The following is a 21,794-nucleotide window of genomic DNA, read 5'->3' on the forward strand; positions in this document are numbered from 1 at the left end:
GTTGCCTTTTCCCAAGGCAAGCTGATAGGCAATTGGCTAACTGTAAAAAAAGTGGGCTAATTATACGCTTGTGCAGGGCAATTTGTCTAATTTTAAATGCTAATTTGCACCGGTCATGATGTGTCGCAATTGCTGTAAGAAACGCTGTGGTGATTGTTCGCCGACCAATTGCAGGTTGGTTAATTCTTTGCCATTTGGATTGAAAAAAACAAAGGTGGGCGGCGCAACCACGCCAAATTTTTTCATCAGCAACTGGTCAGCCTGATTGTTGGCAGTGACATCGGCTTTTAACAGGATAAATTGTTTGAGTTTTTTGGACACGGCAGGATCTTTGAATGTCGTGTTCTCCATGATTTTGCAGGACGTACACCAATCGGCATAAAAATCAAGCATGACTGGTTTACCCTGTGCCTGACTCACCGCCAGATTGACGTCCTCGATCGTTTTAACCAGTGTAATCGGCGCCCTGTCATGGCTCACGGTCGTCATTTGAAAGCGTGCCAATGGTTGCAGGGGATTGGTTTCACCCATGCTGGCGCCGATTAAAATCAGCAGGCCATAGACAAGGAGAAGGATGCCCAAGGCTTTGTGAAATTGCGCGGTTTTACTTTCAGCCGGCAGGAAGGCGCCGATGAAGACGCCGCAAAAGACCAGCAGAGCGGCCCACAGGCTCATGCTGACCGCACCCGGGATGATGCGGCTCAATAGATAGATAGCTACCGCGAGCAGCATAACGCCAAAAAATGATTTAACGGCATTCATCCAGCCGCCCGCTTTCGGCAGCCATTTACCGGCAGATGTACCGATAACCAGCAAAGGGGTTCCCATACCTAAACCCAGAAAAAACAAGGCGAGGCTGCCCAAGGCGACATCGCCAGTATGGGCGATATAACCCAGGGCGCCAATCAGGGGGGCGGTGACGCAGGGGGAAAGAATCAACGTCGACAGACAGCCCATGATGGCGGCTCCTAGGTAGTGCCCACTGCTCTGACTGCGGCTGACCCTGGCCAGTGCGGCTTGCCAGCTGACCGGGAGTTTCAATTCAAAAAAACCAAACATCGACAAAGCCAACACGACAAAAACCAGGCTGAATAGAACAATGACAGGCGGTGCCTGCATGGCAATCTGCAGATTACTGCCCAAAACAGCCACAATAGCGCCTACTGCGGCATAGGTTGCGGCCATGCTAAGCACATAGCTTAGCGACAGGAGAAACGCTTTGCGGGTGGTCATCGTGTGGCTGTGGCCGACAATGATGCCCGACAGGACGGGTACCATGGGCAATACGCAGGGAGTAAACGAGAGCAATAACCCGAAGCTGAAAAAACTCAGCATGATCATGGTCCAATGCGCCTGGTCAAACAGTCCCTTCGCGCTGTCCGGTTCAGGCGCCGCAGTTTGTGGGATTGCGGCCACGTCCGATTCCAGGGTGGTACTGACCAGGGCCAGTTGCTGATCAATCGTTAACTTGATCTTCTGTGTTTCCGGTGGGTAGCAGAAACCATCGTCTGCACAACCCTGATAGTGCAGGGTCAATAGCGATTCACCGGCTTCCTTGCCAAGAATAGCGACCGGCAGAGTGATGTCGTTACGATAAATGCGGTAGGTGCGGCCTTGTTTGTCGGTTTTGCTTAAGGTCTGCGGAAAGCGCAGGGTCCCTATATGCACATTGCTGTCGGGGCTTTCATCGAGTTTGATGCGATCAGCATAGAGAAAATAGCCCGGTTTGATGAGCCAGGTGATGGCAAACGTATTGGGGTCAATAGTCTTTACTGACACGCCAAACACATCCGCAGCAGGGGGAGGGGCGGTATGGCCGGTTAAAAAGGCGAATGCCAGCGCCAGAAAGAGAGCCCACTTTTTCATGCAATACCTGATTAATTACCTCTATATATTTGCATTGTAGAACCAGGCTTAAGAAAACCAAAATTTTTTTTTGTGAAAACCCTTGAAACCTGATTTGCCGTCCCCATATGCCTGACATCGGTATTCATTGTCAGGCATTGAATGCCCGAATCATCAGAGAATTCTGACTATTGATTGATGAATAAATAACCAGGAGAAAACAAGTATGAAAATTCGTCCGTTACACGATCGCGTTGTTGTCCGCCGTATGGAAGAAGAGAAAACGTCAGCCGGTGGCATTTTAATTCCAGACAGTGCGACTGAGAAACCCATGCGCGGTGAAGTCATTGCAGTCGGCGCTGGCAAAGTTTTAGACAACGGCGATGTACGTGCCCTGGCTGTTAAAGTTGGTGATACTGTTCTGTTTGGCAAGTATTCTGGTACTGAGGTGAAAGTAGCGGGTCAGGAATTGGTTGTGATGCGTGAAGACGACATCATGGGTGTGATTGAGAAGTAATCTAACGAATCGAAGGAGATAGTAAGAATGGCTAAAGAATTACGTTTTGGCGACAGTGCTCGTCAGGAAATGCTGGCTGGTGTCAACGCTCTGGCTGACGCCGTACAAGTCACCATGGGTCCTCGCGGCCGTAATGTGGTACTGGAAAAATCATTTGGTGCACCAACGGTCACTAAAGACGGTGTTTCCGTTGCCAAAGAAATTGAATTGGAGTCCCGTTTCAGAAACATGGGCGCGCAAATGGTTAAAGAAGTGGCTTCCAAAACTTCTGACACAGCCGGTGATGGTACGACGACTGCGACTGTTCTGGCCCGCGCTATTCTGGTTGAAGGCCACAAAGCGGTTGCTGCCGGTATGAATCCGATGGATCTGAAGCGCGGCATTGATAAAGCCGTTATCGCCATCACAAAAGAACTGCAATCCATGTCCAAGCCTTGCAAAGACGGCAAAGCCATTGCTCAGGTTGGTACTATTTCTGCCAACTCTGATGAAGCAATTGGTTCCATCATTGCTGAAGCCATGGAAAAAGTGGGTAAAGAAGGTGTTATTACTGTTGAAGACGGTAACAGCCTTGAAAATGAACTGTCTGTGGTTGAAGGGATGCAGTTTGACCGCGGTTACATTTCCCCTTACTTCATCAACAACCAGCAAAACATGAGCACGGAGCTTGAGCATCCATTCATCCTGTTGGTTGACAAAAAGATTTCCAGCATTCGCGACATGCTGTCTGTTCTGGAAGGCGTTGCCAAATCCGGACGTCCTTTACTGATCATTGCTGAAGACGTTGAAGGCGAAGCCCTGGCTACTCTGGTTGTCAACAATATGCGTGGTATTGTTAAAGTATGTGCCGTTAAAGCCCCTGGTTTTGGCGACCGACGTAAAGCCATGCTTCAGGATATTGCTATTCTGACTAACGGTCAGGTCATTTCTGAAGAAGTGGGCAAGAACCTTGAAGGTGCTTCGTTAGATGATCTCGGTACTGCAAAACGCATTGTGGTCACCAAAGAAACCACCACGATTATTGATGGCGAAGGCAAAGAGAAAGACATCAACGATCGTATTGCTCAAATCCGTGCTCAAATGGAAGAAACGACATCTGACTACGATCGCGAGAAACTGCAGGAGCGTGTGGCTAAACTGGCTGGCGGTGTTGCTGTGATCAAAGTCGGTGCTGCAACCGAAGTTGAGATGAAAGAGAAGAAAGCCCGTGTTGAAGATGCATTGCACGCAACCCGTGCTGCTGTCGAAGAAGGTATCGTTGCCGGTGGTGGTGTTGCCCTGATTCGTGCTCAAAAAGCACTGGATGCTCTGAAAGGCGATAACGCTGATCAGGAAATGGGTATCAATATCCTGCGCCGTGCTATTGAATCACCGCTGCGTCAAATCGTTGCTAACGCAGGCTATGAGTCCTCTGTCATCGTCAACAAAGTCGCAGAAAACAAAGGCAACTTTGGTTTCAACGCAGCGACTGGCCAATACGGCGACATGGTTGAGATGGGTATTCTTGATCCAACCAAGGTAACCCGTACAGCACTGCAAAATGCAGCGTCTGTTGCCAGCCTGATGCTCACGACTGAGTGCATGGTTGCTGAACTGCCTAAGAAAGAAGAAAGCGCTGGTGCCGGCGACATGGGCGGCATGGGCGGTATGGGCGGCATGGGCATGATGTAATTGCCCCTGCTCCCTTGTAAAAAACCCGCCGAATGGCGGGTTTTTTTACAGCGAATTTCTCGATTTACCGACTGTTCTGCCGCGGACACAGCAGCGGCACACGGGGCGGTAGCGTTGAAACGTCCTAGACTAATTGTCTTTTTTTCTCCGCTTCCCATTGTTTAAGCGGTGATAGTTCTGGTTTAGCCATGGCTGAGACGGGTAAATAAAATGTTTGTTCCAGAAGATATTGCCCACTCAATGCGGCATGAGACACCTGATCGGTAAACACGACCCATGTACTTAAGGCCTTGAAATCAAAGCGAATTTTTTCTACACGTTCCTGGTATTGATCATCGCGCTTCATGCGGTCATGCAATTGCAGTTGATAATGATCATAGGCGGAACGCAGGGTTTTAGTGGTTTTTACCCATTTCAGGATCAAGGCTTTCAGGTAGCTGTAATTGGGAATGCGTTTGGAAAAATGCGCCATGACGTCAGGAAACGGTTCGCCAAGGTGCCAGACTCGCGGCAGGCCAGACGGATTGATGTTGCAGAAGACACGCAAAATCCGTTGTCCGTAAACGGGTGAGGCTGAAAAAGAATCGACGTGCAGGCGGGTATCATCCTTGCGCTTACTATAAACCCGGCCCTCAATTTCAGCGGGCCGGTAACTCGTTCTTCCCCAAAGCAAATGCGGTTGGTAGGAGGGAAACAGTGTGTCTATCAAGTCCTTTGCATAAAGGGCATAGCCGCGCATAAAAGCGGTTAATCTGTCTGATAAATCCGGATTGATACCCTGTTGATTGTAGACACCCAGGGTCTGGGTTTTAAAATTAAAACTGACGTTTTTATGTTTACTATCAAGGATAGCGTCCGATAACAACTCCCGCTCAAGACCCTCTTTTGAACTGTAAAAAGACCCCGGCAGAAAAACAACTTGCCCGGACTCCAGGGCAGACAGGGTCGCTTGCCGGGTAGGGGCGTCTAAATGGCTTAAAGCCGCCGTGTCTACAGTAAAAAGCTGTTTCACCATGGTCTTCTCTTTCAGTAAAAACTCATCGATTCTACCAAGTATTCGTGCTATTTTGGAAATGATAAGTAACGCTCAGGCAATCATAGCTTAAACCAATCATTTCAATATAAACGATTGATTTTAAAAATCGTTAATTTTCGACTAAGGTAAAAGCATAACCGATTAGGAGGAATGAACATGAGTATAGCGAACGAATTATCCATTATTCTGGCCGATACCTACGCCCTGTATTTAAAAACACAAAACTACCACTGGCATGTACGTGGTCCGCAATTTAAGTCCCTGCATGGGTTATTTGAAATGCAGTACACGGAATTGGCCCAGGCGGTGGATGAAGTAGCAGAGCGTTTATTAATTACCGGCAACAAAGCCCCGGCTACCTTTAAAGAGTTTGAACGCTTAAAACGCATCAAGGATGGTGATTCGAGCCTGAACGCCAACCAGATGGTGATTGAATTGGCCCAGGATCACAGCACCCTGGTAAAAGACTTGAATCGTGCGTTGGCGCTTGCCCAGGAGCAGAATGATGAAGGGACTGCGACCTTGCTCGGGGATCGAATTGCAGCCCATGAAAAAGCCCACTGGATGCTGGCAGCCTCTGCGGAGCGCTAACAATCGAAAAGGAATATCAACGAACGTTCTGCTGATTGAATCAATCGGCGGAACGCAGGCAGGCTATCATTTGTGATTCAAATTCTTTTCTCATCCAGCTTATTTGCAAGCGCTGTGCTGCTTTTTGTGATCCAGCCCATGGTGGCCAAAATGCTGCTTCCGGTTTATGGCGGTACACCGGCAGTATGGACTGTTTGCATGTTTTTTTTCCAATTTCTGCTATTAATAGCCTATGGGTATGCGTGGGTACTCAGTTATTTTTGCGGTAGGTATTGGCGTTTCGTGCACACCGGCCTGGTCATAGCCGCCTGGTTTTTTCTGCCTTTGAACTTCATTCCCGTTCATGCCGCCGATGCGCCTGATCTCGGCATTTTGCGCGATTTGACCAGCCAATTGGGTCTGCCTTTGCTGGTGGTAGCCGCTTCCGCTCCTCTTTTGCAGTTTGCCTACAGCCAAAGTCTAGGAAAGCAGGCGCATGATCCCTATTTTTTATACGCAGCCAGCAACATCGGCAGTTTGTCCGCTCTTTTATGTTATCCGTGGTTTATTGAGCGATGGATTGGACTTAAGCAGCAGTTTGGGGTTTGGAATGATTTGTTTGCTGTTTACTGCCTGTTACTGGCTGTTATTTTATGCCTGCCTTACCGCCGGTTGACATGGGCGGACAGATATCAATCAGCCTCTATCCCCTGGCAAACGAAAGCCTTATGGATAGGCTACAGCTTCATCCCCTGCAGTCTGATGCTGGGCGTTACTTTTTATATTTCGACCGATATTGCGTCGACCCCTTTGTTCTGGGTTATTCCGCTTGCCCTGTACCTGCTCTCGTTTGTCATGACCTTTGCAAAAAAGCCACTGATTGCACAGGATTGGCTGATTCGTAACAGCTTGTTTTTTATTATCTTTCCAGTTATCGGGTTTATTTTCGGCGCCAACCTGTTGTCTGCCTGGCAGTTGATTGCATTTCATTTAGCCTGCTTTATGATGTTTGCCTTGTTGTGCCATGGCGAATTAGTCAGGCTTCGGCCACCCGCTAACCGACTGACCAGTTTTTATTTTTGCCTGGCTTTGGGCGGGGTGTTGGCGGGCCTGTTTAACGGGCTTTTGGCACCTCGGCTGTTTAACGGGGCTTATGAATACCCGATTACCTTTGCTTTGGCCACACTGTGTATCCCGTTTGCTGTGAGCAAGCGCTTTACGTGGATGCCGTTTATTCTGGTTTTTGTGTTGACGGCCAATCATTTTTTAAGCGCCTACCCCTGGTATGCGTGGGTTCGCACCAATCGGATGGTGGAAATAGGGGTATTGGTGGTTATCATTTTAACTGGCAAGGAGAAAATCAATTTATTCGCAAGCCTCGCCGTGTTGTTCCTTTTCCTGTTCAGTCCCTGGTTTAAGATGCTGCCGGCGCTTGATTTGCAGCGTAATTTTTATGGTGTGAAACAAGTGACGTTTATGTCAGGCGTTTATGCGCTGCTCAGTCAAAATACGGTTCATGGTTTCCAATCCCCAGGGGGCTTGAGCGTGAGTAGCGGTTCCATGGCTTATTATGCCCCGGTGCAGCCGGTGCTTAAGGCCCTGCAGGAAAAACAACCCGCCTTGCAGACATTCCTGGTTGGTCTTGGAACCGGCATGTTAACTTGCCAATTCAGGGCCAGTGATTCAGTCGATATCATTGATATCGATGCCCAGGTGATTGATATTGCCAGGGATACCCGCTTTTTCACCTACCTGAGGGATTGCCCGCCGCATATGTCCCTAAGCGAAGGGGATGGGCGGCAGGTTCTTGGTCAAAAGCAGGATAGGCGTGCTGATTTAGTCATTATTGATGCGTTCTCATCCGATGCTATCCCGACGCATTTACTGACGCAGGAAGCGTTTTTATTATACCAACGCAAACTTCGTGAGGAAGGGATTATCCTGGTGAATATCAGTAATCGTCACGTCAGGCTTTTACCGGTGTTAAACGGCATAGGCAGATCACTGGATTTGATGGTGTTGCATACGGTTTACCCGGGAGACGCCAAAACGGGTAAATTTCCTTCGGAGTGGGTCTTGTTGACAGCGAATGAACCGCTGGCCCGGTCCTTGATGAACCGGGAGGGCTGGCGTTTTGTCACAGAGAATGAAAGCATCTTATGGACTGACAATTACTCAAACATCGTGTCATTGCTGAAATGGTGAGTGTTGTCCCGTTTAAACAGGCCGGCCAAGGTTTTCTTCTCTGTTTTTTCCTTGCTTTTAAGCACCATAAAATAAGCATTCACGTAGTCAGGCAAGTTATGATTGGCTTGATAAAAGGTGTCTTTACCGGTGTAGGCACCGGTTAGAAAATCAATCTGGTAGAGATTATCGGCAAAGGCACCGCCAGTATCGGCCATAATGCCCATGCGGGTGATGTCCTGACCCCGCTTATCACGGTATTGGATCAACAGCAATTTGCCTAATCCGAATTGCGCCAGATCAGCGGCAAAGGTGACTTCATAATTGACAGTGATTTTATGATCGGCATCTTTGCCATAACCCTTGACGCCGTCTACTTCCTTAAAATACCAGTACCGCTCCTGATCTTCCGGCTTTTGGACAGTGTTATAGGGAATATTGTTATGACGGTGCACATTAAAATACCGGGGTTTACCATGGCCAAAATCAGCCACCAGCGTCCCTTGCAACAGGGCGGCTTCCAGATCGGTGCGGCTGACATAAGCAAGAGCCGGTACCTGCTTATCCTTCAGGGCCCCGGCAAGGATAGCCTGTTTACCGTATTGAAAACGGGTCAGTTTGGGTTTGGCATTGGCTTCTTCAAGCGTCAGGTATTGTTCATCGCCAGGAAGCCCGTAAATGGCGTAAGGCATCAATGGTGTGGGTTTGGTTGAGGCTTTGGCCAGATGAACATAATATTCCGTCATTAAGATCTGGTTATCCGGTATACCACGTAATTTGGCTTTGCTGCTGTAGCGGCGAGCATGTTTGATATCCGGCAGCCAGCGGACAAACTCAAAATTCTTCTTAACGAACTCGGGATTATTGAGTTCAGCCTGATGTTTGCAGATAAAAACCAGGGTGGCCTTGATTCGCCACATCGGGATGGGTAAAACCTGTCCCTCATGCAGTACCTGCGGATCGTAACCGGGTTCGTGATTCAAGTAAGCCAGCGTTTGTTTGGCGGTTTCACAGAGGGCTCTGCCATCGACTTGATAATGGCTTTTGGTGGAAGGTAATTCCTCCACAAAATGGGGTGCGGCAAAAACCGGCGAAACAAACAGACAACTTAACGCCATTCTCCTTAAGTTCATTGCAGGTAAGCTCCTATGGGTGTAATGCTTGCCATCATACCAGCAAATCAATACCATGGAAAAAGAACGGTGGTTTACCTTGGATGTAACTTCGCCTATAGTGGACTATAAGACCGCAGTTTGATCAACTTGAGAGAGTTTGATGAACTATATAAAACCATTATATGTGCAGGTCCTTCTTGGTATTCTTCTCGGCATCATCCTTGGCCTATACCTACCGGATGCCGCCTCATCCCTAAAACCTTTATCCGATGCCTTCATTAAACTTATCAAAATGCTGATTACCCCCATCATTTTTCTGTCGTTAGTTTCGGGGATAGCGGCGATGAATAACCTGGAGACGGTTGGCAAGGTCGGGGGCGCTGCCTTGTTGTATTTCATCGTCACCACGGCGTTTGCTTTATTGATGGGCCTGATAGTCGGCAATCTTGTTGAGCCCGGCGCCGGCTTGCATATTGATCCGGCCACGCTGGACATCAAAACAGCGCAGCCCTATCTGGGTAAATCGACGACGGCAGCAACGCCCACCGAATTTTTATTGAATATTATTCCTGAGACCTTTTTCAGTGCTTTTGTTGAAGGGGAAATCCTGCAGGTCTTGCTGGTGGCGATTTTATTTGCCATTGGGTTAATGTATGCCGGTAAGGAAGGCAAGCTGATAGTAGAGGGTGTGCAGGTGCTTGCCCGAATTTTCTTTAAAATGATTCACCTGGTTATGCACCTGGCGCCTATGGCCGCGTTTGCTGCCATGGCTTTTACCGTTGGACAGTACGGGTTAAAGCCATTATTGAACATGCTCGAGTTACTGCTTTGTTTCTATGTCACCGCTTTTGGGTTTGTGGTGGGGATTTTAGGCATTATTCTAAAACTTTATTGTCAGATTAATGTATTTACACTGCTAGCCTATATAAAAACGGAATTATTAATCGTCCTCGGCACGTCTTCCTCCGAAACCGTGTTACCCAATCTTCTCGAAAAGCTGGAAAAACTGGGTTGCCAAAAATCAACGGTGGGGCTGGTGTTGCCGCTGGGGTATTCGTTTAATCTTGATGGCACAGCCATTTACCTGACGCTCGCCGCGCTCTTTATTGCTCAGGCAACCAATACCGATTTAACGTTTTGGCAGCAGTTGTCGCTGCTGGCGGTCATGATAGTCAGTTCCAAAGGAGCAGCCGGTGTGGCCGGCAGCGGTTTTATTGTGTTGGCGAGTTCCTTAGCGGCTGTGGGTCATGTGCCGGTGGCAGGTATTGTTCTACTCCTGGGCATTGATCGCTTCATGTCTGATGGGCGTGCGCTGACGAATATGATAGGCAATAGCATATCAACCATTATCATTTCGAAATGGCAGGGGGTTTTTGATCAGCAGCGCGCGCAGGAAATCCTGGGTAGCGCCAAAATCCAAGAGGACATCCAAAGCAGCATGGAATAACCTATACTGAGCGTATTGACGCATTGGAGATAATCATGACACTGCCAACTCGGGCTAATCTTGAGCGATTTAGTTTACTGGAGCAGCTGATGTCTGAATCCAGGCATGAAGAAGCCATGCGTGGACTTCTTGCTTCGCCTGCAACCCATCCTTTGCTGCGGCAGTATTTTACATTGCAACTCGATAGAAAAGCGATAGAAAATGCTTTTTTTGCTTTGCCTGATCGGGATGCGCAAAAAGCAGTTTTTGAAGATAAACTCAATCAGCTAAAGGGAAAAATGGATGATTTGCTCGACCGGTTTGAACAGGAGGATGTTGTGCTGGTTCAAACCTTACGAGCCCACCTTTTCATCGATGTGAATGCCAGAGCAGATGGTTCCTGGGTGTTGAACGCGGCAGAGGGTGATTTTGACTATAAAAAGAACGCCTTGCCGATATTGCAACAATTAAAGGAAAAGGAGGTGGGAATAGCCTACCGCCTGGAAGCGGAGTTATTAAATGATGAGGCGGATAAACGGCAAAATTTTCAACAGGCAGCCAAGCTGAATGATAGCGTGGCCAAGGTATTTGCGGGTTATGATTACCTGGCCTACTTAATCGCTGAATCCCTGTCAGACAAGAACTATAATTACCCGGATACCGTTGCACCGGATACCCTGCTTCGCGATCTTGGGCAGGAAATTGCCAAGGGAAACCCCATGGCTGTGGTTAAGGAACTGACATATCTTGATAACGTGGTGAATGCCTTAAAAGATTTGGATCCGGAACGGGTGGTGAAAAACAAAGGCACCTTCAATCAAGGTTTTTATGATAAAAAATTACAGGAAATAATCAGCAGTGCGGAAAAAATTGTCGACGATGAAACCTTGGCTGCTTCATTGAAATCCATCAAAAAAGCCCTTGCTTCATTTAATTATGATGAAGTAAAAAAACAGAGGGTTGTCTTGGCCGATTACCTCAAAACCTTTAGCGCTCAGGAAATGAATCGGGTTGCCACTACCCTGCAGCAGGCCCACAAGGAGCCTTTGGTCAAGGATGATTTTAAAAATAATATACACATATTGCATAATTATTATGCGGAAGAGATTGATCGAATTAAGCAGCGGGCCGGGAAAAAATTATCGAAGGGCGAACAAAACAATATTAATTTGTTAAGGATAGCGCAACGGGAATTGGAAATGAACTACGAACTGCAAACCGGTCAGCAGCAATTCCTTAATATTCATATCACATCCACGGAAACAAGCTTTAAACAATTTTCGCATTCCAATTCTTTTTTGAGGGGATTGGAGGCTTTGATTAACCTGTTTAATTTTAAATCTGAAAAAGAGCCCAGGCAATTGAATTGCAAAGAACGCCAGGGGATACGAAGTCGTTTCGAATCATTGAAAGACAGATTGCATACCCTGAAAGAGGGTGAGGAGCAGCAGTCTGCGCCCTCGCTTCACGTCTGAATGTATTTCTCATTGAAAAAATGATCCAAATATTTCCATTTAGATTTTTTTTGGTTATATTTGGTCAATTTTTCAAATATAGAAGAGTAGTATGCCCAAAAATACCTTATTCCAATTCATAACCCATCTGAAAAAAAATACCTCAGGCGCCGATCTGAAGCAATTCGTTTTAAGGGTTAACAGCAGTAATAGTCGCTACTATTGCATTGACCTGCCCGTTAACGAAAAACTCAAGTTTAAACTTGATAAAGCGTCCTTATCATTAACGGCGCATCACATCAGCGTTTATGAAAATGAAAACAAGGCCAATCCTAATTTAAGCCAGTATCACTACACGGCCTATTTTCAGGATGAAAGCGGTAGCGACTATTGCCTGCACGTTTATTTCGACGACAATAACCAATTGACCAGGAGTCCAAGTCTGGATATGTTGTCACTCAACAATAAAGCCATTGATATCAGCCATGCTGAAAAGCAGTTCACCACGTTGGCCATGCAATTTGCCTACCCTGTTATTGCGGCTTTAAAAAAACAACAGCAGGATTGCATTAAAGAACTGCGCGATGAATACGATAGCCGCATGGCCAAATTAAATGAGGTCTGGTTTAACCCCCATCTAACCTCTAAAGACATGCAGGCTCTTATTATGCCCGCATTGGCCTTGTCAGCCAAACTGATCGTCTTGGTCAATAGCAATACGCTGGTGAAAGAACATCGATTCCTCGAAGCAATGCATAAATCCCTGCAGGAATCCGCCAAACAAGGGCCTAAACCAGTCAAATCTGAATTATCAGGGGTTCAGCTGGAAGAGGACTCATCGTCAACAGAACATGAGGAGGAGCCTGTCGTTCACATCAGCAATAACAACACGCCAGAACACGATGGAAAAGACCATTCGTCTAATCATGTTCAGGACTTTGAAGCAATTAAAAGCTTATACTGTCAGGTGAATAAAGAGAAAAATACCCCGCAACAGATTGAAAATATGGAAGCCTTGCTGTCGCTTATTGCCGATTTTATTCTTCTTCACAAGGAACATGTTGATTTGGATGTTTTAAATCAGCTGCAAACGTTTAAATTGAGGGTTTATGAAACAGGAAGTCTGCTGTTTAAGCGAGTGCTTATTGGAGAGCAATTTGATTTAGCCATCAAGATGCCGTCATTCTATCACCAGATAACGCCGTCTATGCTGGCATTGGCTTTGCAACTGCAGAAAAAATCGCTTTTAGAGTTTGTATTGCGTCATGCTGATTTTGATATCAGCCATCAGGCACTTGGTATCGGTAAACAAACCTATGCTTCTGCCGTGCATGCCTGCATCGCGTTGAGCAGTAATAAAGACATGGGTGATTGTTTCTCGTTATTGATTCAATACGATCAATCCTTGCTGACCCTTGATGACCAGGGCAAACCCGTTATCCTTCCTGTCTTGCTTGACAGTGATCACCCCCTTAAAAAATCATTGCTGGCCGCTAGAGACAAAACCCTTGATTGCCTTCCTTTCCTAAAATCGATGGTTAGTGTGCTGCAAAACTATCTTCAGAGCCATCAAGTTGCAGGCAAGGAGAGGGAATTAATCCAGGGATTAATTAAGGATTTTACTGGTGATATCAATTTCTTGCAGAAGATGAAATGGACGCCAGGTTTGCGAAGTCTCAGACAGTATAGTCATGCTGCGTTTGACCGCTTGAACAAGAATGAATTGATCATAAAAATTCGACAAGAACCTGAAATTGCCCTTTTGCAGATGAAATTGGAGGGAGCGGCTCAAGGTGTTTTGCAGCGTACTAATCCTTATCAATTAAGTGTTAATTTAAAAGACATCTCAAAATTGGAGAAAGGCTTAAGAGATTATCTCGATGAACTTGATTTAAGCCAACTCACGTATGAGGAATTAAAGTCAAATGTCATGTCGATGCTTGAAAATTCATTAGCCATCCTCGACAAAAAGAATGAGTTATTAACCTTATCCGCGACCAATAAAGGGGCTTATAGCGGCTCGAAAGCTGTAAAAAAAGCAGCGAACAGACAGAACGTTTTGCTGCGTGAAATCAAGGAACTTAGCCAATCAAATCCATTTATTCAATTATTGGAGGAGGTCAGGTCGCAATCGACCTTGGGATACGGTTCTTTTTTCAAGATACAGCAGGGAATAAAAGAACTCGCAGGCGACCTGGAAAAAATGATGAATTTGCTCAAAACAGTTGAGCGAGCGATTGAAATGTCCCAGGAGGATGAATTGCTTGACTCCTCAGATAACCCTGATACGGAAGATTCAGCCGAACAGGCGAAGGAGGAACTCGATGACGTCGCGTTCCCGGCATCAGAACAAGAACAAGACGATTGCGCAGGCCCTGTTCTTAATTTTTTCTCTTAATGCTTGGGGACCTATTGACTGGTCAGCTATACGGTCTGCGACTTGTTCCTGCGAGATGGTCACAACAGGTGACCATCTCCCGGCATTTGTTTTCTATCATGATGGGGGTGAGGAAACAAAAAGGCATCAAGTGCCAATGTCTAAGTGATAAATACGCTAATTGATTTAAATCTTTCCGTCTCGAGTGACTATGCTATAGTGCTGGGTTTTTAAATTTAGAGATACTCATGACGGAAAATACGCTATTTAATTTTTTATCGCGGCAAAAAAATAGCCCTTTGCCTGACGTAAAAGACAGGGTTCTCAGCACGAACAGCAATAACAATGCCTACTACCGCCTTGAACTGCCTGTGAAAGAGAAGTTAAGGTTTGAATTGGGCAATAAACGATTGATGCTCACCGATCACCATGTCAGTGTGTATGAATATGAAAACAAGGAAAACCCCAACCTAAGCCAGTATCACTACACGGCCCATTTGAATGATGTCAGCGGTGCTACTTATCGTTTGCACGTGTATTTTGATAGCAATAATCAGTTGGCTAAAAATCCAATACTGGAAAATGCCGGGCAAGGTCATTATCAAAATCTAATCAATCATTCGGAACTCGAAAACCAGTTCACGGCCTTAGCCATTCGTTTCACTTACCCGCTGATTGAGGCATTAAAGAAGCAACAAGGCGAGTGCGTCAAGCAATTGGAGACCGTGTACGAAACCAGCATGGTCACGCTCAATAAAGCTTTATTTGAGGAAACCAGTCTTCAGGGCATGCTGTGTTTGGTGAATGATGCGTTGCAATGGTTAACCGAGCTCATGCCATTGGTCCACAAAAATCATTTGCTTAAGGACCATCGATTTCTTAAAACCATGCAAAAATCACTGCAGGATCGTAACCATCCCTTACTTGAAGCCGTTAATTCATTGCCAGTATCGCCATCTCTGGCTGAGGAAGAAACCAATCAATCGACAGAAGCGCCACCTTTACTCCATGAAGGCCATGCCAAGAATCCTCAAAACCATAAAAAGGATGGATATTCAGATCCGTTAGAGGAGTTCGAACGCATTAAAGCCGTGTTTTATGCGTTGGAAAATGAAAAGGACGTGCCGCAGCAGGTAAAGAAAATTGAAGAATTATTAATGCTTATTGCTGATTTCAACCTCTTGCATGAAGAGGACGTCGTTGATTTGGATTGTTTAAGGCAATTGCAGGATTTCCGTTTAAAAGCATTTACCTTGGGCGATTCCCTTTTCAAACGGGCGTTTATAAGCGGGCAACTCGATCTGGCTGAGCAAATGCCGTCCTTTTATCACCGCATTACCCCAACCTATCTTGCCTTGGCTTTGCATCAGGGGGATCAACAACGCCTTGCATTTGTGCTTCGCCATGCTGATTTTGATATGGAGCAGGAGATTACCCTGGGGCAGCATACCTATGTTTCCCCTGTTCATGCCTGCATCGCACGAAGCGGCAGTCAACCGTCCCTGGCAGGTTGTTTTGCCCTATTGCTTCAGCACGGGCACTCTCCCCTCGCTGTCGACAAACGCGGCATACCGCTTCTTGTCCCTGTATTAATTGGCAACCACCCGTTTAAAACGGTGCTGCGTGAGCAGAACCTGCTCAACTCGCTTTCCTTTTTAAAACCCATGACCAGTCTACTGATGAATTATCTTGAGCAAGGCCAGTTTCACAGCACAGAGAAGTGTTTAATCCTGACTGCCCTCGTGGAATTGTCGGGCGAGATTCAGATCCTGCAGCATTGTAAAGATGTCCCGGGTTTAAAATTGGCCCATCAATGTTCAAGCAATCTGCTTAATTCGGATAAAAATGAAGTTATTAAGCGCTTGAACATGGAGCCTGAGTTTCAGAAACTGGGGGTATTGCTGGACATGAATGTCGAGCATATGTTTGAGCTGTCGAAACAGTGCCGGGTCAAAGCAAACCTGGAATTAACACCGGGATTGGAGGCGGGTCTTGAGGCATTTGTTGATGCTCTGGATTTAGCAAAACAAGATTATGAAACATTGAAAGACAATATTCTGACTCTGCTTAAAAATACGGTAGCGACCGTTAGTTTGCAGATAGACGTGATGCAGCTGAGTCAGGAAGCAAGGAAATTACATTCAGAAAAAGCACACAAACGGTGTATGGCTCAGTATGAGCAACTGCTTAAGGAAATGAAAACCTTAAGCGACAGTAACCCCTTTGTTTCATTTCAAGAGTGCCTGATCGCAACCAAAAGAAAACCTGAGTTTAAAAAGGCAAAAGAGAAGACCTTGTTGAGACAATCAGAAACCGGGGAGGCACAAGCGCTTGTACAGGCCGCGTCAAGGCACTCCTCAAAGGATGAGACGAATGCTGTAACTGAGGAAAAAGCCAGGCAATTCGCATGCGTTTAATGATTAGGGCGTGGGGGCTAATTGTCAACATGCCCTAATGAGGGGTCTCCTTGTTTAAGATAAAGGAATTGTCCCGCATCATGCCATCAACCGAAGGGTGTATTACAAATCCATCTAATTTTTTAAGAAAGTAATGCTTGTGAAGCGGGAAAAATTATTCTAGATTAAAAAGTTAATTATTCGTGTCATAAGAAAGGATTGTCCATGAACAAGGTTCAACTGCTGTTGTTCGCTACCTTAGCTGCTTTGTGTTTGCCGCAAAGCCATGGCTGCAGCAGGGCTCTATATGTGGGCAGTGACGAAACCGTGATTACTGGCCGCTCCATGGATTGGGTCGAGGATATGCAGACTAATCTTTGGGTTTTCCCCCGCGGCATTGAACGCTCGGGCCTGGCCGGGACTGGAACGCCTGTGTGGAAATCAAAATACGGCAGCGTGGTGGCTTCCGTGTATCAGCTGGCCAGTGCCGATGGCATGAATGAAAAAGGCCTGGTGATGAATATGCTGTATCTGGCAGAAAGTGACTATGGTCAGCCACAATCAGGCCATCCTCCCATGTCAATTAGTTTGTGGGGGCAGTATGTGCTGGATAATTTCGCCACGGTCAAGGAGGCTGTCGATGCCTTGCAAGCAAAACCCTTGCAGCTCATCGCTCCCAATTTGCCTAATGGAAAAGCCAGCACGATCCATTTGTCCATTTCGGATGCCAGCGGAGATTCTGCCATTTTTGAATACGTCAAAGGCAATCTCGTGGTTCATCATGGCAAACAATACCAAATCATGACCAACTCACCGATTTATAGTAAACAACTGGCCTTGAATGAGTACTGGCAAAGCATTGGCGGTACTGTGTTTTTACCGGGAACCAACCGGGCAGCCGATCGTTTCGCGCGTGCGTCTTTCTTCCTCGGCGCTTTGCCGATGTCCTTGGATAAAAATTATATTCAGGGAGTGCCGGAGCAATCTTACGCTTACCAGGCTGTTGCCAGTGTCATGAGTCTTATGCGGGCAGTGAGTGTGCCTTTGGGTATTACCACACCGGGTGAACCAAATATCGCCTCCACCATCTGGCGTACTGCGGCTGATCAAAAAAACCGTATTTACTATTTTGATTCGGCCACCCGCCCCAATACCTTCTGGGTTTCTTTGGATCAATTAAAATGGACGGAAGGCACACCGATTATGTCCTTACCTCTGGATAAAGGGCAAATTTATGCTGGTGAGGTGTCTCGGCAATTTAAACCGACTTCACCATTCTCCTTTATGCCCGCGCACTAATTCTGTCTGGATGCGTCCCTTCTTCCGAGAAGGAACGCCGCGCTATTCTGCGGGCTTCGATGAATTTTTTAAAATAAAAGAAATTTGCCCGCCGCGTTCTAAAATGGCTTCTCTCACCTGATTCAGTTTCTGGGTGCCATGCTGCAACCGTAAAGCCTGCTCAATGTCATGGCGGGTAATGCGACAGCAGCGCAGATTGTTGTGCACAAAGCGGCCATTTTTGATAAGACAGATTTTCTCGCCCTTGATGTATTTGCCAATCCAGTGATTCCTGTAAGTAAGGAACGCCAAAAAGCGATGAATAACCACAATTAGCGCACAGGCCAGCATGGAGGCGAGCATGGGAATATTATTGACAATGGCTTCCCCAAGTATCGCCCCAAGGATAATAAAAATGATGAAATCAAGGGCCGAATGTTGGCCGTATAAACGGGAGGAGGTAGTGCGAAATAACACGATGGCGTACAAGGTTATGATCACCGCGCGAATGTAGAGACCATAATCCAACAGGCCTTCCCAGCCAAAAAGCTTGTCCATGTTTTTCCTTCATCAGGAGTGGCCTGGATTGCAGCTAAAATCGGAAGCGTTTGATTTAGCGGTTTGTGATCGAGGCCACACAGTCCATGGCTATAAGTGTAGCTGGTATTCTTAAACCTCCGCCAGATTCCCCTTGGTCTCAAGCCATGTTTTACGATCGGCGGCGCGTTTTTTAGCCAGCATCATGTCCATCAACGCCATGGTGCCTTCGTTGTCTTCCAGGGTTAACTGCACCAGACGACGGGTGTCGGGATCCATGGTGGTTTCGCGAAGTTGCATGGGGTTCATTTCACCCAATCCTTTAAAACGCTGAACATTGGGTTTGCCTTTGTTGTTTTTGCCTAAATGGGCGAGGATTTTTTCTTTTTCTTCATCATCCAGGGCGTAGTGAACGGTTTTTCCCTGATCAATACGGTAGAGGGGCGGCATGGCGACATAAATATGGCCTGCTTCCACCAGCGGTTTAAAATGACGCAGGAACAGTGCGCAGATTAGGGTAGCGATGTGGGCGCCATCCGAATCGGCATCGGCAAGAATGCAGATTTTGCCATAACGAAGCCCGGTGAGATCATCGGAGCCGGGATCCACGCCAATGGCGACGGAAATATCATGAATTTCCTGGGAGGCAAGCACCTGATTGGACTCCACTTCCCAGGAATTGAGGATCTTGCCGCGCAGAGGCAGAATTGCTTGATAATCTTTATTGCGTGCCTGCTTGGCGGAACCGCCGGCGGAATCGCCTTCCACTAAAAATAATTCAGCCTGATTTAAGTCCTGTTGCAGGCAGTCAGCCAGTTTGCCGGGCAGGGCAGGGCCCTGGCTTACCCGTTTGCGAGCGACTTGTTTGGCCTGCTTTAAGCGTTTGTGAGCCCGTTCGATGGCTAGAGCAGCAATTTGCTCGCCCTGATTGCGATGCTGATTTAACCACAGTGCGAACGCATCACGAACCACATTACTGACAAAGGCGGCGGTCTGGCGGGAACTTAAACGCTCTTTCGTTTGTCCGGCAAATTGTGGTTCTTTCATCTTGATGGACAGCACGTACTGGCAGGGTTCCCATAAATCATCGGCTGTGAGTTTTACGCCGCGGGGCAACAGGTTGCGCAGATCGCAAAAGGCGGCCATGGCATCAAAAAGGCCCGAACGAAGGCCATTCACATGGGTACCGCCCTGGGCTGTGGGAATTAAGTTGACGTAGCTTTCACTGAGACTGGCGGATGAGGTATCGAGACCCCAGGCGAGTGCCCAATCCACGGTGCCTTCGTCGCTGCTGAATTCACCGGTAAAGGGTTCTTCTGGCAAATAGTCTGCAGGCAGTGCCTGGGTTAAATAATCGGTCAGGCCCTTTTCATAGCACCAATGGGTTTCCTCGTTGGTCGCCTGATTAATAAAGGTCATGGACAGCCCGGAACACAGGACGGCTTTGGCACGCAGGACGTGCATTAACTGTTTGACTGAAATGCGGGTGGTATCAAAATACTTGGCATTGGGCCAGAAACGGATGATGGTGCCGGTATCACGTTTTTTGGTGGTACCGATTTCATTGAGTTCCTGCTGTTTGTCACCGTTGGCAAACGTCATGTAATAAATAATGCCATTGCGTTTAATGGTGACTTCGACGCGCTCGGAAAGCGCATTGACCACAGAGACGCCTACCCCATGCAAGCCACCGGAAAAACTATAATTCTTGTCAGAAAATTTGCCGCCGGCATGCAGTCGGGTCATGATGACCTCCACCCCGCTTAAGCCTAATTGTGGATGCAAATCCACGGGCATGCCGCGGCCATTGTCTTCAACCTGAACGGAGCCGTCTTCAAAAAGCGTGACGATAATGGAGGTAGCATGACCGGCGATGACTTCATCGACGCTGTTATCAATGACTTCCTGCGCCAGGTGATTGGGGCGAGACGTGTCGGTATACATACCGGGACGGCGTTGTACCGGTTCAAGACCGCTTAAAACTTCAATCGCTTCAGCTGTGTAATTTTCAGTCATTATCGATCGCTTCAGGTTTATTTAACTTGCCATTTTACCATAAAAAAGCGGACTTTGGGCCACCACCACAGACCTGCGTATCTATCATCTCCGCCTTTTCTCTGTCACCCCCCGCGCAGGCGGGGACCCATTCCTTAAGAGGCACGAACGACGGTTCCTGCCTTCGCGGCATTAACAGGACTTTAGGATCTGCCGTCTGTGCTTTTCACAGGCGGCATGCGAATTACTCAACCACAATCGGAGGGAATTTGTCGGCGTAGTTGAGGGGCTTTTTGGCCAGGGCGATGGCAGCCTGCATGGCTGTTTTCATAAACAACTGGCCTGTTGCGGTGGTTTGCAGGGCGATGGGGGAACCCGCATCGGCCAAGCTTCGGATTTCGCTGTTTAAAGGCAATTGACCTAACAGGGGAATATTGAATGTTTCACTTAATTTCTGGGCGCCGCCCTCACCAAAAATGGCTTCCTGATGGCCGCAGGCACTGCAACAATGGAGGGACATGTTCTCGACCAGCCCCAACACGTCAATGTTGGTTTTGGCAAACATTTTAATCGCTTTTTGTGCATCCAGCGTCGCAATATTCTGTGGGGTAGTGACCACAATGGCCGCGGTAAGGGGGATTTTTTGGACAAGACTCAATTGAATATCGCCAGTGCCCGGCGGTAAATCAATCAGGAGATAATCCAATTCATCCCAGGCGGTCATGTCAAGCATCTGCAGCAGGGATTTCGCCAGCATGGGGCCTCGCCAGATGAGTGCTTCTTCACTGTCAGTCAGATAACCGATGGACATAGCCTGTAGCCCATGGGCGCTGACCGGGACATACCGCTCGTCTTTGAATGCCACGTCCTGGCTTCCCCCAAGCATCATGGGGATACTGGGGCCATAAATGTCGGCATCCAGTATGCCCACACGGGCACCCGCTTTGGCCAGTGCGGCAGCCAAATTAACGGTTACCGTGGATTTACCTACCCCGCCTTTGCCCGATGCAATGGCGATGGTGTTTTTAACGCCGCGCAATCCTCGCCCGGGCAATTGGGTGCGGTGTGCGCGAATAAAAAAATCGAGGCGGGTATCGATGAGGGTATTGGGTAATGCCTGGGACAGTTCCTGATTAATTTTTAACAGCAGGGCTTCTTTCAGCGGATGGGTGGGGAACCCGGCCGTCAGTTCAATGGTTAATCTTGATTCATCAGGGACAATGTCGGCCGCAAAGCCGAGTTGTTCCAAACTTTGTCCGGAAAAAGGGTCAATCAAAGGCGCAAGCGTGGCAATGACAGTGTCGTGGATAGTCATGATAGGCAATAAACCAATTAAATCGCGTCATGATAGCCTACCTTTCGCTATTCGCAAACGTTAAAATAAAAAATGCGG

General features: G+C 47.3%; 15 protein-coding genes. 9 read left to right on the forward strand and 6 right to left on the reverse strand.

Annotated features, from left to right (window positions below; translation table 11 throughout):
• Window positions 1-99: 99 nt before the first annotated feature.
• Window positions 100-1,866: a protein-disulfide reductase DsbD gene (dsbD, locus tag Lery_RS00550; protein WP_058525295.1), complete on the reverse strand. Its 1,767-nt coding sequence runs from the start codon at window positions 1,864-1,866 to the stop codon at window positions 100-102.
• Window positions 1,867-2,071: 205 nt separating this feature from the next.
• On the opposite strand from dsbD, the gene groES reads away from it, so the two are divergent.
• Window positions 2,072-2,362, forward strand: a complete 291-nt coding sequence (gene groES, locus Lery_RS00555) for a co-chaperone GroES (protein WP_058525296.1) — start codon at window positions 2,072-2,074, stop codon at window positions 2,360-2,362.
• Between the two features lie 27 nt (window positions 2,363-2,389).
• Entirely contained in the window at window positions 2,390-4,033 is a 1,644-nt protein-coding gene (gene groL, locus Lery_RS00560) for a chaperonin GroEL (RefSeq protein WP_058525297.1), read from the forward strand.
• Between the two features lie 124 nt (window positions 4,034-4,157).
• On the opposite strand, the gene Lery_RS00565 is transcribed toward groL, so the two are convergent.
• Window positions 4,158-5,048, reverse strand: a complete 891-nt coding sequence (locus Lery_RS00565) for a Kdo hydroxylase KdoO (RefSeq protein WP_058525298.1) — start codon at window positions 5,046-5,048, stop codon at window positions 4,158-4,160.
• A 177-nt stretch (window positions 5,049-5,225) separates the two neighbouring features.
• On the opposite strand from Lery_RS00565, the gene Lery_RS00570 reads away from it, so the two are divergent.
• Window positions 5,226-5,660 (forward strand): Dps family protein, encoded by a 435-nt coding sequence (locus Lery_RS00570; protein ID WP_058525299.1) that lies wholly within the window; start codon window positions 5,226-5,228, stop codon window positions 5,658-5,660.
• 72 nt (window positions 5,661-5,732) lie between these two features.
• Entirely contained in the window at window positions 5,733-7,844 is a 2,112-nt protein-coding gene (locus Lery_RS00575; protein WP_058525300.1) for a spermidine synthase, read from the forward strand.
• On the opposite strand, the gene Lery_RS00580 is transcribed toward Lery_RS00575, so the two are convergent.
• A complete protein-coding gene (locus Lery_RS00580) occupies window positions 7,811-8,956 on the reverse strand; it encodes a hypothetical protein (protein WP_237759115.1) in 1,146 nt (381 codons plus the stop codon). The two genes, Lery_RS00575 and Lery_RS00580, sit on opposite strands and share 34 nt — an antisense overlap.
• Window positions 8,957-9,098: 142 nt before the next feature.
• On the opposite strand from Lery_RS00580, the gene dctA reads away from it, so the two are divergent.
• From dctA to Lery_RS00605, 5 genes are all read left to right on the forward strand, one after another.
• Entirely contained in the window at window positions 9,099-10,385 is a 1,287-nt protein-coding gene (gene dctA / locus Lery_RS00585; protein WP_058525301.1) for a C4-dicarboxylate transporter DctA, read from the forward strand.
• A gap of 35 nt (window positions 10,386-10,420) precedes the next feature.
• The gene (locus Lery_RS00590) at window positions 10,421-11,839 is read left to right on the forward strand and encodes a hypothetical protein (protein WP_131750973.1); all 1,419 of its coding nucleotides are present in this window, start codon (window positions 10,421-10,423) and stop codon (window positions 11,837-11,839) included.
• 91 nt (window positions 11,840-11,930) lie between these two features.
• Entirely contained in the window at window positions 11,931-14,216 is a 2,286-nt protein-coding gene (locus Lery_RS00595) for a hypothetical protein (protein WP_058525303.1), read from the forward strand.
• 227 nt (window positions 14,217-14,443) lie between these two features.
• Window positions 14,444-16,612, forward strand: coding sequence for a hypothetical protein (locus Lery_RS00600; protein WP_058525304.1), 2,169 nt, complete (start codon window positions 14,444-14,446; stop codon window positions 16,610-16,612).
• Window positions 16,613-16,816: 204 nt separating this feature from the next.
• On the forward strand, window positions 16,817-17,890 hold the full coding sequence (locus tag Lery_RS00605; RefSeq protein WP_058525305.1) for a linear amide C-N hydrolase: 1,074 nt from the start codon (window positions 16,817-16,819) through the stop codon (window positions 17,888-17,890).
• A 42-nt stretch (window positions 17,891-17,932) separates the two neighbouring features.
• Here Lery_RS00605 and Lery_RS00610 read toward each other — a convergent pair whose 3' ends face one another.
• From Lery_RS00610 to apbC, 3 genes are all read right to left on the reverse strand, one after another.
• Window positions 17,933-18,427 (reverse strand): DUF421 domain-containing protein, encoded by a 495-nt coding sequence (locus Lery_RS00610; protein WP_058525306.1) that lies wholly within the window; start codon window positions 18,425-18,427, stop codon window positions 17,933-17,935.
• Between the two features lie 111 nt (window positions 18,428-18,538).
• Window positions 18,539-20,422: a DNA topoisomerase IV subunit B gene (gene parE / locus Lery_RS00615; protein WP_058525307.1), complete on the reverse strand. Its 1,884-nt coding sequence runs from the start codon at window positions 20,420-20,422 to the stop codon at window positions 18,539-18,541.
• Between the two features lie 223 nt (window positions 20,423-20,645).
• On the reverse strand, window positions 20,646-21,716 hold the full coding sequence (gene apbC / locus Lery_RS00620; protein WP_058525308.1) for an iron-sulfur cluster carrier protein ApbC: 1,071 nt from the start codon (window positions 21,714-21,716) through the stop codon (window positions 20,646-20,648).
• Window positions 21,717-21,794 lie beyond the last annotated feature (78 nt).

This window comes from Legionella erythra, from assembly GCF_001467615.1.
GTDB lineage: Bacteria > Pseudomonadota > Gammaproteobacteria > Legionellales > Legionellaceae > Legionella_C > Legionella_C erythra.